The following is a 15,757-nucleotide window of genomic DNA, read 5'->3' as shown; positions in this document are numbered from 1 at the left end:
TGACCACGACCGCGGCCGGGAAAGTGGGGCCCTCCGCCCCCTTGCCCGGCCCTGCCGCACTCCGGACAAGGAACTCCCATGACCCCGTCCTCCCGACCCCCCTCCACCGGAGGCCCACCGGTCTGCCACCCCGGCGCGGAGTCCGGGCAACGATGGACCTTCGGCTTCACCGACGGACTCACGGCGGAGATACACACCCGCGGCGCCCGCCTCCACGGGCTGTGGGTGCCGGACCGGCACGGCACCCCGGCCGACGTCGTCCTCGCCCCGCGCGACCCGGCCCAAACGGGCACCGCCGCCCGGTACTTCGGCGCAACCGTCGGCCGCTACGCCAACCGCATCGCACGAGGCCGGTTCTCCCTGGACGGCACGCCTTACCAGCTGACCACGCAGGAGAACGGCCACTGCCTGCACGGCGGAACCGACGGCTTCGACACCCGGCTCTGGGAAGCCGAGAGCGTGCACACCCCCGAGTGGACGGGGGTGCTCCTGCACCTCCGCAGCCCCGACGGCGACCAGGGATTTCCGGGAAACCTGGACGTCACCGTCAGCTGTCTCATCAGCCGCGACGACGAACTCTCCTTCTCCTACGCGGCGGTCACCGACGCGGCCACCCCGGTCAACCTGACCAACCACGCCTACTTCAACCTTGAAGGCGAGGGCGCCGGCGACGTCCTCGACCACGAACTGACCGTCGACGCCACCCACTACACACCGGTCGACGGGGACCTCATCCCCCGCGGGGACCACCGCCCCGTCTCCGGCACCGCGTTCGACCTCCGCCGGCCGCTCAGGATCGCCGAGGCCCAGGCGCGGCCCGGGGTCGGCGGCGGGTACGACCACAACTTCGTCCTGCGCCCGCACCTCGACGAGCCGCTGCGCCGGGCCGCCGTCCTCCATGCGCCGGCCACGGGCCGCCGCATGGAGGTGCTGACCACGGAGCCAGGACTCCAGGTCTACACCGCGGGGCAGTTCGACGGAACGGTCCTCGGCAAGAGCGGTACGCGCTACCGGAAGGGCGCCGGCATCGCGCTGGAGACCCAGCACTTCCCCGACTCCCCGAACCGCCCCGGTGACCCCTCCCCGGTGCTGCGACCCGGCCAGGAGTACCGGTCGAGGACGGTCCTGCGGTTCCGTACCGGCGCCTGACCGCGTACGCACACGCCGACATGGCTGTGCCCGCCGGCGGAGGAACCGGCGGGCACAGCCATGTCCGGAGCGGCGTCAGGCGCCCGCCCTCCGCTTGTTCCACACGTCGAAGCCGACCGCCGCGAGCAGCACGAGACCCTTGATGACCTGCTGCCAGTCGGTGCCCACCCCGACCAGGTTCATGCCGTTGTTGAGCACGCCGAGGACCAGGCCGCCGATGATCGCTCCCAGCACGGTCCCGACGCCACCGCTCATCGACGCCCCGCCGATGAACGCCGCGGCGATGGCCTCTAGTTCGAAGTTCACACCCGCCTTCGGCGAGGCCGCGTTGAAGCGCGCGGCGAAGACGAGTCCGGCGAGCGCCGCGAGCATTCCCATGTTGAGGAACACCGCGAACGTCACCTTCCTGTCCTTGACCCCGGACAGCTTCGCGGCGGGCAGGTTCCCCCCGATCGCGTACACGTGGCGGCCGATCACCGCGTTGCGCATCACGTAACCGAAGCCGACCAGCAGCGCGGCCAGGATCAGGAGGACCACGGGGGCGCCCTTGTAGCTGGCGAGCAGCAGGGTGGTGACCAGGACCGCGGCGACGAGCGCCGTCACCTTGAGCGCGAACAGGCCCGTGGGGAGCGGTTCCAGGGCGAACTCGCGCTGGCGGCGGCGGTCCCGCACCTCCTGGAACACCACGTAGGCGATCAGTCCGAGGCCGAGGAGTACGGTGACGTTGTGGTAGTTGGTCCGCGGCCCCACCTCCGGCAGGAAGCCGTTGGCGATCTTCTGCAGTCCGTCCGGGAACGGGCCGAGGGTCTGGCCCTTGAGGAAGATCTCCGTGAGGCCGCGGAACAGCAGCATGCCGGCGAGGGTCACGATGAACGACGGTATGCCGACGTACGCGATGAAGAACCCCTGGAGCGCCCCGGCGACGGCTCCGAGCAGCAGGGTGAGGAGGACCGCGACGGGCCAGGACACATGGTGCTCGACCATGAGCACCGCCCCGATCCCGCCGACCAGGGCCATCAGGGAGCCCACCGACAGGTCGATGTGCCCGGAGATGATGACGATCATCATGCCGATGGCCAGGATGAGGATGTAGCTGTTCTGCAGCACCAGGTTGGAGACGTTGCGCGGCAGCAGCAGGTCGCCGCCCGTCCAGATCTGGAACAGGAGCACGATCAGGCCGAGGGCGAAGAGCATCCCGTACTGGCGCATGTTCCGCCGGACACCGTCCAGGAGCACCCGGGCCAGCGATGCCCCGGAGGACGCGGCCCCGCGGCCCGGGGGCGCCGGTGTGGTCGTCTTCGTGCTGACGTCGGTGCTCATGCCTGATGTCCTTCGCTGGAGGCGGCGCCTGCGGTGACCGCCGGTGGTGCGGGGGTGTCCTGCGTCATGTGCCGCATCAGCACTTCCTGGGTGGCGTCCTCGCGGGCGACTTCGCCGGTCAGCCGTCCCGCGGCCATGGTGTAGACGCGGTCGCACATGCCGAGCAGTTCGGGCAGCTCGGAGGAGATGAGGAGAATCGCCTTGCCCTCGGCGGCGAGCCGGTCGATCACGGTGTAGATCTCGAACTTGGCTCCCACGTCGACTCCACGCGTGGGCTCGTCGAGGATGAGGACGTCCGGTCCGGCGAGGATCCACTTGCTGAGCACGACCTTCTGCTGGTTGCCGCCGGAAAGGCGGCCGACCGGCTCGAGGACGTTCGGAGCCTTGATGTTCATGGTCCGCCGGTACCGTTCGGCCACCTTGCGCTCCTCATGCCCGTCGACGACGCCCCGGCGGGCGAGGGCGCGGAGGGACGCGAGCGAGATGTTCCGGCTCACGGAGTCACCGAGGTGGAGACCATAGTGCTTGCGGTCCTCGGTGACGTACGCGATGCCGTGGGCGACCGCCTCGGGAACCGTACGTGTCCGCACCTCGCGGCCGTCCTTGAACACGACGCCCTGCTCGTAGTGGCCGTACGAACGGCCGAAGACACTCATGGCGAGTTCGGTCCGGCCGGCCCCCATGAGCCCTGCGACGCCGACGATCTCCCCACGGCGGACCTGGAGCGAGACCCCGTCGACGGCCTTGCGGCCGCGGTCGAGCGGGTGACGGACGGTCCAGTCCCGGACCTCCAGGACGGGATCGGCGTCGGCCGGGCCCTCGTACGGCGTGCGGGCCGGGAAACGGCTGTCGAGGTCCCGCCCCACCATGCCGCGGATGATGCGCTCTTCGGTGGTGGCCGGGTCCTTGACGTCCAGGGTCTCGATGGACCGCCCGTCGCGCAGGATGGTGACGGAGTCGGCGATCTCGGCGATCTCGTTCAGCTTGTGCGAGATGATGATCGACGTGATGCCCTGGCTCCTCAGCTCCCGCATCAGCCGCAGCAGCTTCGCGCTGTCCTCGTCGTTGAGCGCCGCGGTGGGCTCGTCGAGGATCAGCAGGCGGACGTTCTTCGCCAGTGCCTTCGCGATCTCCACGAGCTGCTGTTTGCCGACACCGATGTCGGCGATCCGGGTCTCCGGGTGTTCGTCGAGCCCGACCCGCCTGAGCAGTTCGGAAGCGCGGCGCAGCGCCTCGTGCCAGTCGATGATCCCGTGCCGGGACGGCTCGTTGCCGAGGAAGACGTTCTCGGCGATCGACAGGTGGGGAACGAGTGCGAGCTCCTGGTGGATGATGACGATGCCGTGCTCCTCGCTGGCCCTGATGTCCTTGAAGCGGCACGGCTCGCCGTCGAAGAGGATCTCGCCCTCGTAGGTCCCGTGCGGGTGGACGCCGGACAGGACCTTCATCAGGGTCGACTTCCCGGCACCGTTCTCTCCGCACAGGGCGTGCACCTCGCCGCGCTCCACGGACAGGGTCACCTCGGAGAGTGCCCTGACTCCGGGGAAGGTCTTGACGATGGACCGCATCTCGAGGACGGGGCCGGCCGGGGCCGGGGCGGGGACGCCGGGGGAGTGGGGCGCGGCGGGGGTCACCGCAGCTCGCCGGCGTTGATGTAGCCGGAGTCGACCAGGACCTTCCGGTAGTTCGTCCTGTCGACGCTGACCGGGTCGAGCAGGAAGGCCGGGACCACCTTCTTGCCGTTGTCGTAGGTGGTGTCGTCGTTGATCTCGGGCTTCTTGCCGGCGAGGACGGCGGTCACCATGTCCGCGGCGACCTGCGCGAGTGCGCGCGTGTCCTTGTAGACGGTCTGCGTCTGCTGGCCCGCGATGATCGACTTCACGGAGGCGACCTCCGCGTCCTGGCCGGTGACGACCGGCAGCGGCTTGGCGGCGCTGCCGTAGTCGTCGGACTTCAGGGCGGAGAGGATGCCGATGGAGATGCCGTCGTAGGGGGAGAGCACGGCGTCGACCCGGGCCGTGGAGTACGCGGAGGTGAGCAGGTCGTCCATGCGCTTCTGGGCCGTCCCTCCGTCCCAGCGCAGCGTGGTGACCTGGTTGAGCTGGGTCTGCTGGGAGCGCACGACCAGCTGCTTCTTGTCGAGGTAGGGCTTCAGCACCTTCATGGCGCCGTTGAAGAAGTACTTGGTGTTGTTGTCGTCGTTGGATCCCGCGAACAGCTCGATGTTGAAGGGGCCCTTCTTCGAGCCGGCCTTCAGCCCCAGCTTGTCGACGATGTACGTGGCCTGGAGCTCGCCGACCTTCTCGTTGTCGAAGGAGGCGTAGTAGTCGACGTGCGGGGAGCCCAGGATGAGCCGGTCGTAGGAGATGACCGGGATGTGGGCGTCCGCCGCCTGCTGGAGGACGTTGGAGAGCGCTTCGCCGTTGATGGCGGCCACGACCAGGGCGTCGACGCCCTGGGTGATCATGTTCTCGATCTGGGCGACCTGCTGGTCGGGGTCGTCCTCGCCGTACTGCAGGGTCGTGGCGAAGCCGGCCTTCTTCAGGCTCGCGGTCATGTTCCGGCCGTCGGCGATCCACCTCTCGGAGGACTTGGTGGGCATGGCGATGCCGATGGTGAGGTCCTTCTTGTCCTTCGACTCCTGGCTGCCCCCCTCACCGTTCTGTCCGCAGGCGGTCAGGAGCAGGGCACAGCCGGTGGTCACGGCCAGGAGGGCGGATACGGATCGGAACTTCTTCATGGGCGTTACCTGGCAATCCCGTCGTCGGGGGCGGCTCCGACCGGGACGGGATCGGCGGCAGCGCGTGTCCTCGCACCACCGGGACGACACCGTTCCGGCTGGGGTGGCCAGGGCGTCGGCGCCCCGGTCGAGGTAGATTGTTAGCGCTCACAACGGCGTGATACAAGAGGCGATAAGGTTTTTCTCGCATCGATGCACAGCCGTAAGCAGGGAGAAGGGAGGCAAACGTGGCGCATCCCGCGGAAGACGTCCGCCCGCCGACGATGGCCGACGTCGCACGAGAGGCGGGGGTCTCCCACCAGACCGTCTCCCGGGTGCTGAGCGATCACCCCAACGTGCGCGCGGCCACCCGGGAACAGGTCACCCTGGCCATCGAGCGGCTGGGCTACCGCCGCAACTCCGCCGCGCGCGCCCTGGTGACGCGCCGTACGAGGACGCTGGGCGTCATCGCCGTCAACACCGCCCTGTACGGCCCCGCCAGCACCATGACCGGCCTCCAGGAGGCGGCCCGGGAACAGGGCTACCTCGTGTCGACCGTCAATCTGCGCACCGGGGAGGGGCAGGGGCTCAAGGACGCCATCGACCACCTCGCGTCCTGGGGTGTGGAGGGGGTCGTCGCCATCACCCCGCAACGCTCGCACGTGCAGGCGCTCGCCGAGCTGGACGCGCCCTTCCCCGTGGTCACCGTGGAGGGTGGTCATCAGCTCGACCTGCCCAGCGTCTCCCTCGACCAGGAACTCGGCGCCCGCATGGTCACGGAGCACCTGCTCGCCGCCGGGCACGGCACCGTCTGGCACGTGGCGGGTCCCGAGGACTGGCTGGAGAGCGAGGCCCGCACCGCGGGATGGCGCGCCGTCCTGGAGGAGAGCGGCATCCGGCCTCCGCGCGTACTGACGGGAGACTGGAGCCCGCTGTCCGGGTACCGGGCGGGACAGGAACTCGCGGGCCTCGCCCTGGCCCGCCGCGGGACGACACCGGTCACGGCCGTCTTCGTCGCCAACGACCAGATGGCGCTCGGTGTCCTGCGGGCGCTGCGCGAGGGCGGGATCCGCACCCCCGGACAGGTGGCCGTCGCCGGCTTCGACGACATCCCGGAGGCCGAGTACTTCCCGCCGCCGCTGACGACGGTCCGCCAGGACTTCGCCGCCATCGGGCGCCGGAGCATCGGGCTCCTCGTGGACCACATCGAGGGTCGCGCCCGGAAGGCCGAACACCTCCTGGTGGAACCGCAGCTCATCATGCGCGCGAGCACGCGCCCTTCGAACGAGGCCTGACGGGGCGGGCGGCTCTGGCCGCCACGTCAGGGGCGCTGGTGGGGGCCTGCCCGTCGGCTGTCGGCCGGCAGGCGTCGGTCGACAGGCATCTGGCATCTGGCATCTGGCGTTTGCCAGGTAGCCGTCGGCCGTCGGTCGTCGGTCGCCTGATGTCTGATGTCTGATACCTGGCGTCTGCCGGTAGCCGGCAGCCGGCAGACGCCAGCCGACAGTCGTGTGGCGTCGGTCGTCCGGTGTCGCACGCGCGTCGGTTCGCCCGAGCGGGCGCCCCCGCTCCCCGCTCCGCCCCTCCCCGCCGGCGCCGCCCCACCGCCTGCCGGGCTGGTCGCGGCGCCGGGGCTGCCTCCGGCATGCAAGTGAGCGCTCACTTCCGGGGCCTCACTTCTTGCCGAATGTTCGATGGAGCTGAGCCCAGCTCTTGTCGAACCTAATTGTGAGCGTTAACAATCAGGGTGCTCCTCCGACCCCCGCTCATGACGAGAGAGACCGCATCGTGTCCACACACGCCCTTTCCGACCCCGCAGCACGTCACCATCCCGAGGCCTGCACCATCGGAGTCGACTTCGGCACCCTGTCCGGGCGCGCCGTCGTGGTCAGGGTCCGGGACGGCGCCGAGCTCGGTTCGGCGGTCCACGCGTACCGCCACGCCGTCATCGAGGACCGCCTCCCCTCCACCGGCGCCCCCCTGCGCCCTGACTGGGCCCTGCAGCACCCCGAGGACTGGCGCGACGTCCTGCGTACCGCCGTTCCGGCGGCGGTCGCCGACGCCGGAGTCGACCCCGCGCGCGTCATCGGCATCGCCACCGACTTCACCGCCTGCACGGTCCTGCCGACCACCCTCGACGGCACCCCGCTCGCCCTGACGCCCGAGTGGGCCGACCGCCCGCACGCCTGGCCCAAACTGTGGAAGCACCACGCGGCCCAGGGGCAGGCCGACCGCATCAACGCCCTCGCTCACGCCCACGGCGAGAAGTGGATCGCACGGTACGGCGGCAGGATCTCCTCCGAGTGGCAGTACGCCAAGGCCCTGCAGGTCCTGGAGGAGGACCCCGCCGTCTACGCCGCCTGCGCCCGCTGGATCGAGGCGGCCGACTGGATCGTCTGGCAGCTGACCGGCACCGAGTCCCGCAACACCTGCACCGCCGGCTACAAGGGCATCCACCAGGACGGCGCCTACCCCTCGCCCGGCTTCCTCGCCCGGCTCCACCCGGAATTCGCCGACTTCCCCGCCACGCGCCTGGAGCACCCGCTGTCCCCCCTGGGCTCCCGCGCCGGCGGACTGCGCGGCCGGGCCGCGCACTGGACAGGCCTCCCCGAGGGCATCGCCGTCGCCGTCGGCAACGTCGACGCCCACGTGGCGGCGCCCGCGGCGGGCGCCGTCGAGAACGGCCGGATGCTCGCCATCATGGGCACCTCCACCTGCCACGTCCTCAACGGCGCCACCCTCGCCGAGGTGCCCGGCATCTGCGGGGTCGTCGACGGCGGCATCGTCGAGGGTGCGTACGGCTACGAGGCCGGCCAGAGCGCGGTCGGTGACATCTTCGCCTGGTGGCTCCGACAGGGCGTCCCTGAGCCCTACCGTGCCGAGGCGGAGGCGTCGGGCGAGGACCTGCACCAACTCCTGACCCGCAAGGCCGCCGGCCAGCCGGTCGGCGCGCACGGCCTGGTCGCCCTGGACTGGATGAACGGCAACCGTTCCCCCCTGGCCGACCACCACCTCTCCGGAGTCATCGCCGGCCTCACCCTCGACACCCGGCCCGAAGACGTCTACCGGGCCCTGCTCGAATCCACCGCCTACGGCACCCGGTTGATCGTCGAGACCTTCGAGGACGGCGGGATCCCCGTCGAGGAGTTCATCGTCACCGGAGGCCTGAAGAAGAACGCGCTGCTCATGCAGATCCACGCCGACGTGCTCCGCCGCCCGGTCTCCCTCGGCACCTCCGAACAGGGCCCGGCGCTCGGCTCGGCCATCCACGCCGCCGTCGCCGCGGGCGCCTACCCCGATGTCCGCTCCGCCGCCTCCGTCATGGGAAGCGTCCAGCGCCACGCATACGTCCCCGACGCTGCGCGAGCGGACGCCTACGACGCGCTGTTCAGCGAGTACCGCGCCCTGCACGAGCACTTCGGCACCGGCGCGGACCTCCTCCTGCACCGCCTGCGACGGATCCGCAACACCGCACGCGGCGCCACGACCGGCTGACCGGGCCGCCTCCCGCCCCCAGCCTCGATCGGCCCGACCTCTCCGCCCCCGCACCTCCGAGGAGCACACCCGACATGACGCCCGCCCAGCCCGACCGCGAGATCTGGTTTCTCACCGGCAGCCAGGCCCTCTACGGCGACGACACCCTGGCCCAGGTCGCCGACCAGTCCCGCGCCATCTGCGCCACCCTCGCCGACCAGCCCCAGGTGACCGTCCGCCTCGTGTGGAAGCCGGTCCTCACCGACGCGGCAGCCATCCGCGCGGTCTGCCTGGAGGCCAACGCCGACGACCGCTGCATCGGCCTGATCGCCTGGATGCACACCTTCTCCCCGGCCAAGATGTGGATCGCCGGCCTCGACGCCCTGAGCAAGCCCCTGCTGCACCTGCACACCCAGGCCAACCGCCGACTGCCCTGGTCCACCATCGACATGGACTTCATGAACCTGAACCAGGCCGCCCACGGCGACCGCGAGTTCGGCTTCGTCCAGACCCGGCTCGGTGTCCCGCGCAAGACCGTGGCCGGCCACGTCTCCACCCCCGAGGTCGTCGACCGCGTCGCCGGATGGGCCCGCGCCGCCGTCGGCCGATCCGAACTCACCACCCTCAAACTCGCCCGGTTCGGCGACAACATGCGCGACGTCGCCGTCACCGAAGGCGACAAGGTCGAGGCACAGCTGCGGTTCGGGGTCTCGGTCAACACGTACGGCGTGAACGACCTCGTCGCCGCGGTCGACGCCGCCCCCGACGACACCGTCACCGACCTCGTCAAGGAGTACCAGGACCTCTACGCGCTCGCGCCCGAGCTGCGGCCCGGCGGCGAGCGCCACGACTCCCTGCGCTACGCCGCTCGTATCGAAGCCGGCCTGCGCACCTTCCTCACCGAAGGCGGGTTCCGCGCCTTCACCACCAACTTCGAGGACCTCGGCGGCCTGCGCCAGCTGCCCGGCCTCGCCGTCCAGCGTCTGATGGCGGACGGCTACGGCTTCGGCGGCGAAGGAGACTGGAAGACCTCCACGCTGCTGCGCACACTGAAGGCGATGGCCCACGGCCTGCCCGGCGGAACCTCCTTCATGGAGGACTACACGTACGACCTGACGCCGGGCAAGGAGCTCGTCCTCGGCGCCCACATGCTCGAGGTCTGCCCCTCCCTCACGGCGGCCACGCCCACCTGCGAGATCCACCGGCTCGGCATCGGCGGACGCGAGGACCCGGTCCGCCTCGTCTTCGACGCGGACCCCGGTCCGGCCGTCGTCGTCGGTCTCGCCGACATGGGCGACCGGTTCCGCCTCGTCGCCAACCACATCGACGTCGTCGCCCCGCCCGAGCCGCTGCCCCGACTGCCCGTGGCCCGCGCCGTCTGGCGCCCCCGTCCCGACCTGCGTACCTCGACCGAGGCCTGGCTGACGGCCGGAGCACCGCACCACACCGTCCTGACCACCGCTCTCGGCGGCGAGGAGCTCGAAGACCTCGCCGAGATGCTGCGGACCGAACTCGCCGTCATCGACGAGGACACCACCATCCGGCGCTTCACGCGCGAGCTGCGCTGGAACCAGGCCTACCACCGTCTGGCCCAGAGCCTGTGAACACCCCCACCGTCTGCGCCATCGCCCCCGTCAGGAAGGAGTCCTCCGTGAGCACGACCGCTTCCAAGGAGCTGCGCCGAGAGGTGCTGGAGGCCAACCTCCGCATCCCCCGAGCCGGGCTCGCCACCCTCACCTGGGGCAACGTGAGCGGTGTGGACCGACAGGCCGGCGTCTTCGTCATCAAGCCCTCGGGAGTGGCCTACGACGTACTGAGGGAGGAGGACCTGGTCGTCGTCTCCCTGTCCGACGGGAGCGTCGTGGACGGCCACCTGCGCCCGTCCACCGACACGGAGACGCACCGCAGTCTCTACCTGGCCTTCCCCTCCATCGGAGGCGTCACCCACACGCACTCCACCCACGCCGTCGCCTTCGCCCAGGCCCGGCGTCCGATACCGGTGCTCGGCACGACCCACGCGGACACGTTCAACGGTCCCGTCCCCGTCACCGCGGCCCTCACCCCCGAGCAGTGCGCCACCGCCTACGAGTTCCACACGGGCCAGGTCATCGTGGACCTGCTGGGCGGCGACGACACCCGGGCCAGGGAGGTCCCCGGCGCCCTGGTCGCCCACCACGGCCCCTTCACCTGGGGCGCCGACGCGACCACGTCCCTGGAGCACGCCATCATCTGCGAGGCGGTGGCCGAGATGGCCCTCCACACCATCGCCCTGGGCGCGGTCGAACCCCCGCAGCACGTCCTGGACCGCCACTTCACACGCAAGCACGGACCGGACGCGTACTACGGCAACCCTCCCACCGTCTGACCACGCCGTCCCGGCCGTGATGACGACCGCGGGGCGGGAGAAGCCGCAGCGCGGTCGTCATCGGGTCACTCTTTCGCTGTGGCGGGTCAGGTGCGGGTCCAGTGCTGGTTGCTGCCGTTCCAGCAGGAGTAGAGCTGGATCAGGGTGCCGTTGACGGTGCCGTTGGCGGCGGCGTCAAGGCAGAGGCCGGACTGGACTCCGACGATGGATCCGTCGGAGCCGAGGCGCCACTTCTGGTTGTCGCCACCCCAGCAGCTGTAGATCTGGACCTTGGCGCCGTTGGCGGTGCCGGCGGCGTCCAGGCACTTGTCGCCGTAGACCCTGAGCTCACCTTGGGAGGTGTAGGTCCACTGCTGGTTCGTGCGGTTGTTGCAGTCCCACAGCTGGAGCTGTGTGCCGTCGGTGGTGCTGGAGCCGGGCACGTCCAGGCAGCGGCCCGAAGCGACGCCCTTGATCGGTCCGGTACCGGGCGAGGGGGTCGGAGTGGGGCCGGGGGAGGCGGCGTTGAGCGCGTTGAGGACGGAGGTGTAGGCGGGCTTCTTGCTGCCGTCGCCGTTGAACAGCAGCGGCGTGTGCTCTGCTCGCCAGGAGTCGGTGTCGCGCACACCCCAGACGGTGACGCCGAGGCAGCGCGGGACGGCCAGGCAGTCGTTGGTCACGTTGGCGTAGGTCGTGGGCGAGGCGCCCTGGATGTCGAGTTCGGTGACGGCCACGTCGACGCCGAGGGCGGCGAAACTCTGCAGGGTGGTGCGGAAGTTGCTGTTGTAGGGGCTGTCGTTGTTGAAGTGCGACTGGAAGCCGACGCAGTCGATGGGCACGCCGCGCTGCTTGAAGTCCCGGACCATGGCGTACATGGCCTGGGTCTTGGCCCAGGTCCAGTTCTCGACGTTGTAGTCGTTGTAGCAGAGCTTGGCGGCCGGGTCGGCGGCGCGTGCGGTGCGGAAGGCGACCTCGATCCAGTCGTTGCCGGTGCGCTGCAGGTTGGAGTCGCGCCGGGCTCCCGAGCTGCCGTCGGCGAAGGCCTCGTTCACAACGTCCCACTGGGCGATCTTGCCCTTGTAGTGGGCCATCACGCCGTTGATGTGGTGGGTCATCGCCTGGCGCAGCGTGCTGCCGCTGAGGTTCTGCATCCAGCCGGGCTGCTGGGAGTGCCAGGCCAGGGTGTGGCCGCGCACCTGCTTGCCGTTCTGCACCGCCCAGTTGTAGACCCGGTCGCCGGCGGTGAAGTCGAACTGGCCCTGCTGGGGTTCGGTGGCGTCGATCTTCATCTCGTTCTCGGGTGTCACCGAGTTGAACTCGCGGCTCGCGATCGTCGTGTACGCCGAGTCGTTGAGCCTGCCCGACGCGATGGCGGTGCCGAAGTATCGGCCGCTCTGCGCCGCCGCGCTGCCGAGCGTGCTCTCGGCGGCGTGTGAGGTCAGCGGCGCCACCAGCACGGTGGCCGAACCGAGGACGCCGACGATCAGCGCCGCACGAAGCGCGCCGATCGTCCGGCGGACGGTGGAGGGGGGAAGGGCATGTGAGCGCATGACTGAACCTCCAGGATGGAAATCACGGAAGGATGTGTGCGCGGCAGAATGAATCCGCGTTGGCGACGACCGCGTCCATGGAAAAGGGCGCGCACCAGCGGGGCGCAACGATTCGAGGCCGGCGCCCGGCACTCGGGGCGGAGGGGCGACGCGGCCTCGGGACTCAGTCTGGAAACCTGGCAGGGGCATGTCAAGAGTTTCGAAAGGATTTCGACACCCTCACTCTCGGAGCAGCCCGGTAGTGGCTTTTTCGAGGGCGGTTCTTGTCGAAAGATTTTCGACAAGAACCGCCCCTATGGAGGTCTCGGGGATGTCGGTGATCAGCGCGGTGCCAGGCGCCGCGAGCCCGGTCTGACCGGCAGGCCCTAGCGACGGGGCGGGGCCGTGGAGAGCCGGACCTTGAGTTCGGTCGAGAGCTCCATCCGGGGGCTGACCAGGGGCTGGTCCTCCAGGAGCTGGAACAGCGTGCGGGCGGCGAGCCGGCCCATCTCCTCCAGCGGCTGGCGCACCGTCGTCAGTGGCGGTGACAGCCATTCGCACATCGGCAGGTCGTCGAAGCCGACCACGCTGAGGTCCTGCGGGATGCTCAGTCCGGCCTGCCGGGCCGCTTCGTAGACGCCCATCGCCTGCTGGTCGCTACCGGCGAAGACGGCGGTCGGCGGCTCGGGGAGGGCGAGCAGTTCCCGGGCGCTCTGGAACCCGCCCTCGTGCTGGAAGTCGCCGAACCTGATCAGGTCGCGGTCGACCTCGATCCCGGCCCGCTCCAGGGCGGTCCGGTACCCGTCGATGCGGGCCTGGCTGCAGTGCATCTCCCTGCGTCCGCCGATCGTGGCGATCCGGCGGTGCCCCAGCTCCAGCAGGTGCTCGGTGGCGGCGAGGCCGCCCGCCCAGTTGGTCGCTCCGATGCTCGGCACGCCGTTGCCCGGCAGGTCGATCGGGTCGATGACGACCAGCGCCACCCCCGCCCGTTCGACCTGGGCGCGCTGGGCCTGGGTGACGGAGGAGGTGACGAGGATGACGCCGTCGCTGTGGTGCAGGACCGGCAGTGCGGCCCAACTGGACGGCGTGGCCTCGCCCGGCGGGACGAGTGACACGACGGTGCCGACGCTCCGCTGGGCGCACTCGGCCTCGACGCCGCGCAGTATCTCCACCGCCCACGCGCTGTCCAGACCTCCGATGATCAGGTCGACGAGGCCCGATCTACGGGCCCTGCCCCGCCGGCCGGGCTGAAGGTAGTTGTGAGAGCGCAGCAGGCCCTCGATCCGCTCCCGTGTCGAGGGTGCGACATCGGAGCGTCCGTTGATCACCTTGGACACGGTGGCCTGGGAGACCCCTGCCTCCGCGGCGATGACGGCCAGGGTCGGACGCTGCTCGCTCAACTTCTCTCCTCTGCGCGGACGCCTTGGCCGGCGGCGTGTATCGCAAACTTTCGACGAGTTTCCGGTCGGCTGACGTGCTTGTCAAGGCGGTGAACGACCGCTGTTCTCAAATGAATCGGTGAGAGGTCTTGACCGGGCGGCCTCGTGTTCCTAGTTTGTGGCAGCACGGAATTCGAGAGTATTTCGAAATATTTTCGGCAGCATGTTGTTAGCGCTAACATCTCTGCCTCATCGACTTCGGCAGGCGCGGCCGCCTTCACCTCTCTCCCGTCCCTGATCGCTCCGCGTCCCCTGGGGTCACCCTCACCCCCTGAAGGAGCTCGTCTGATGTCGTTTCGCCATCGGCCACCCGTCCGCCTGAGGCGTCTGCTCGTCGTCCTCACGCCCTTGCTGCTCCTGGCCACCTTCTTCAGCGCCCAGCCCGCCAGTGCGGCGACCGTCGACACCAACGCCTCGTACGTGCTGGTCAACCGCAACAGCGGCAAGGCCCTGGACGTCTACAACCTGGCGACCGGTGACGGCGCCCGCATCACCCAGTGGGCCAGGAACGACCAGAACCAGCAGCAGTGGCAGTTCGTCGACTCCGGCGGCGGCTACTACCGCATCAAGTCCCGCCACTCCGGCAAGGTCCTGGACGTCTCCAACAGTTCCACCGCCAACGGCGGCTCGATCGTCCAGTGGGCCGACCTGAACGGCACCAACCAGCAGTGGCGGCTGGCCGACAGCTCGGACGGTTACGTCAGGCTCATCGCGCGCCACAGCGACAAGGCCCTCGAAGTGCAGGGCGCCTCCACCGCCGACAACGCCAACATCGTCCAGTACGACGACTGGGGTGGCGCCAACCAGCAGTGGCAGCTCGTCAAAGTCAGTGCCGGCAACCCCGGCGCGTGCGCTCTTCCCTCGACGTACCGCTGGACATCGACGGGCGCGCTGGCGCAGCCCAAGCCGGGGTGGGCCTCCCTCAAGGACTTCACCGTCGCCCCCTACAACGGCAAGCAGCTCGTCTACGCGACGACGCACGGCGCCGAGGGAACGGGAGCGGGCTGGGGGTCGATGAACTTCACCCCGTTCACCAACTGGTCGGAGATGGCCTCGGCCGGCCAGACCGCGATGTCGAGTTCCACTGTCGCGCCCACGCTCTTCTACTTCGCGCCGAAGAACATCTGGGTGCTCGCCTACCAGTGGGGGAGGACCGCCTTCTCCTACCGGACATCGAGCGACCCCACCAACCCGAACGGCTGGTCCTCGGAGCAGGAGCTCTTCTCCGGCGGCATCGCCGGCTCCGGAACGGGCCCCATCGACCAGACGCTCATCGGTGACGGGACGAACATGTACCTGTTCTTCGCCGGTGACAACGGCAAGATCTACCGGGCCAGTATGCCGATCGGGAACTTCCCGGGCAGTTTCGGCACGACCTCGACCGTGGTCATGAGCGATACGACGAACAACCTGTTCGAAGCCCCGCAGGTCTACAAGCTCCAGGGCCAGGACCGCTACCTCATGATCGTCGAGGCGATCGGCTCACAGGGCCGGTACTTCCGCTCGTTCATGGCCACCAGCCTGAACGGCTCGTGGACACCCCAGGCGGCGACCGAGAGCAACCCCTTCGCCGGCAAGGCCAACAGCGGCGCCACCTGGACCAACGACATCAGCCATGGCGAACTGATCCGCACCGGCGCCGATCAGACCTTTACGGTCGATCCCTGCAACCTGCGGTTCCTCTACCAGGGGCGTAGCCCCGACTCCGGCGGCGACTACGGCGTGTGGCCCTACCGGCCGGGTCTGCTGACACTGCAGCGCTGACGCCCTGGGACACGGGCCC

11 protein-coding genes are annotated in these 15,757 nt (G+C 69.8%); 6 read left to right on the top strand and 5 right to left on the bottom strand.

Annotation, left to right across the window (positions count from 1 at the left end; all coding sequences use genetic code 11):
- The first annotated feature begins 78 nt into the window (after positions 1–78).
- The gene (locus ACZ3ZE_RS08200; protein WP_467257991.1) at positions 79–1,149 is read left to right on the top strand and encodes an aldose epimerase family protein; all 1,071 of its coding nucleotides are present in this window, start codon (positions 79–81) and stop codon (positions 1,147–1,149) included.
- Between the two features lie 75 nt (positions 1,150–1,224).
- On the opposite strand, the gene mmsB is transcribed toward ACZ3ZE_RS08200, so the two are convergent.
- From mmsB to chvE, 3 genes are all read right to left on the bottom strand, one after another.
- Positions 1,225–2,469 carry a multiple monosaccharide ABC transporter permease gene (mmsB, locus tag ACZ3ZE_RS08195; RefSeq protein ID WP_361173341.1) on the bottom strand — a complete coding sequence of 415 codons (1,245 nt, stop codon included), beginning with the start codon at positions 2,467–2,469 and terminating at the stop codon, positions 1,225–1,227.
- A complete protein-coding gene (gene mmsA, locus ACZ3ZE_RS08190; RefSeq protein ID WP_363292070.1) occupies positions 2,466–4,037 on the bottom strand; it encodes a multiple monosaccharide ABC transporter ATP-binding protein in 1,572 nt (523 codons plus the stop codon). The genes mmsB and mmsA overlap by 4 nt, the downstream gene beginning before the upstream one ends.
- A gap of 62 nt (positions 4,038–4,099) precedes the next feature.
- The gene (gene chvE, locus ACZ3ZE_RS08185) at positions 4,100–5,209 is read right to left on the bottom strand and encodes a multiple monosaccharide ABC transporter substrate-binding protein (RefSeq protein ID WP_361173347.1); all 1,110 of its coding nucleotides are present in this window, start codon (positions 5,207–5,209) and stop codon (positions 4,100–4,102) included.
- A 227-nt stretch (positions 5,210–5,436) separates the two neighbouring features.
- On the opposite strand from chvE, the gene ACZ3ZE_RS08180 reads away from it, so the two are divergent.
- The 4 genes from ACZ3ZE_RS08180 to araD all read left to right on the top strand — a co-directional run bounded on the left by ACZ3ZE_RS08180 (position 5,437) and on the right by araD (position 11,027).
- Complete coding sequence (locus ACZ3ZE_RS08180; protein ID WP_361173350.1) at positions 5,437–6,483, top strand: LacI family DNA-binding transcriptional regulator; 1,047 nt, start codon at positions 5,437–5,439, stop codon at positions 6,481–6,483.
- A 493-nt stretch (positions 6,484–6,976) separates the two neighbouring features.
- Positions 6,977–8,683 carry a ribulokinase gene (araB, locus tag ACZ3ZE_RS08175; protein WP_467257988.1) on the top strand — a complete coding sequence of 569 codons (1,707 nt, stop codon included), beginning with the start codon at positions 6,977–6,979 and terminating at the stop codon, positions 8,681–8,683.
- A 74-nt stretch (positions 8,684–8,757) separates the two neighbouring features.
- Complete coding sequence (gene araA / locus ACZ3ZE_RS08170; protein ID WP_467257985.1) at positions 8,758–10,266, top strand: L-arabinose isomerase; 1,509 nt, start codon at positions 8,758–8,760, stop codon at positions 10,264–10,266.
- Between the two features lie 47 nt (positions 10,267–10,313).
- The gene (araD, locus tag ACZ3ZE_RS08165; protein ID WP_467257981.1) at positions 10,314–11,027 is read left to right on the top strand and encodes an L-ribulose-5-phosphate 4-epimerase AraD; all 714 of its coding nucleotides are present in this window, start codon (positions 10,314–10,316) and stop codon (positions 11,025–11,027) included.
- 86 nt (positions 11,028–11,113) lie between these two features.
- On the opposite strand, the gene ACZ3ZE_RS08160 is transcribed toward araD, so the two are convergent.
- The gene (locus ACZ3ZE_RS08160; RefSeq protein ID WP_467257978.1) at positions 11,114–12,556 is read right to left on the bottom strand and encodes an endo-1,4-beta-xylanase; all 1,443 of its coding nucleotides are present in this window, start codon (positions 12,554–12,556) and stop codon (positions 11,114–11,116) included.
- 365 nt (positions 12,557–12,921) lie between these two features.
- On the bottom strand, positions 12,922–13,935 hold the full coding sequence (locus tag ACZ3ZE_RS08155) for a LacI family DNA-binding transcriptional regulator (protein ID WP_361173365.1): 1,014 nt from the start codon (positions 13,933–13,935) through the stop codon (positions 12,922–12,924).
- 327 nt (positions 13,936–14,262) lie between these two features.
- Here ACZ3ZE_RS08155 and ACZ3ZE_RS08150 point away from each other — a divergent pair, with 327 nt between their 5' ends.
- Positions 14,263–15,738, top strand: coding sequence for a non-reducing end alpha-L-arabinofuranosidase family hydrolase (locus ACZ3ZE_RS08150; protein ID WP_467257975.1), 1,476 nt, complete (start codon positions 14,263–14,265; stop codon positions 15,736–15,738).
- Positions 15,739–15,757: the final 19 nt, after the last annotated feature.

It is taken from the genome of Streptomyces sp. NPDC023157, assembly GCF_055560575.1.
The sequence above is the reverse complement of the archived record's forward strand: the minus strand, read 5'-3'. Positions and strand labels throughout refer to the sequence as shown.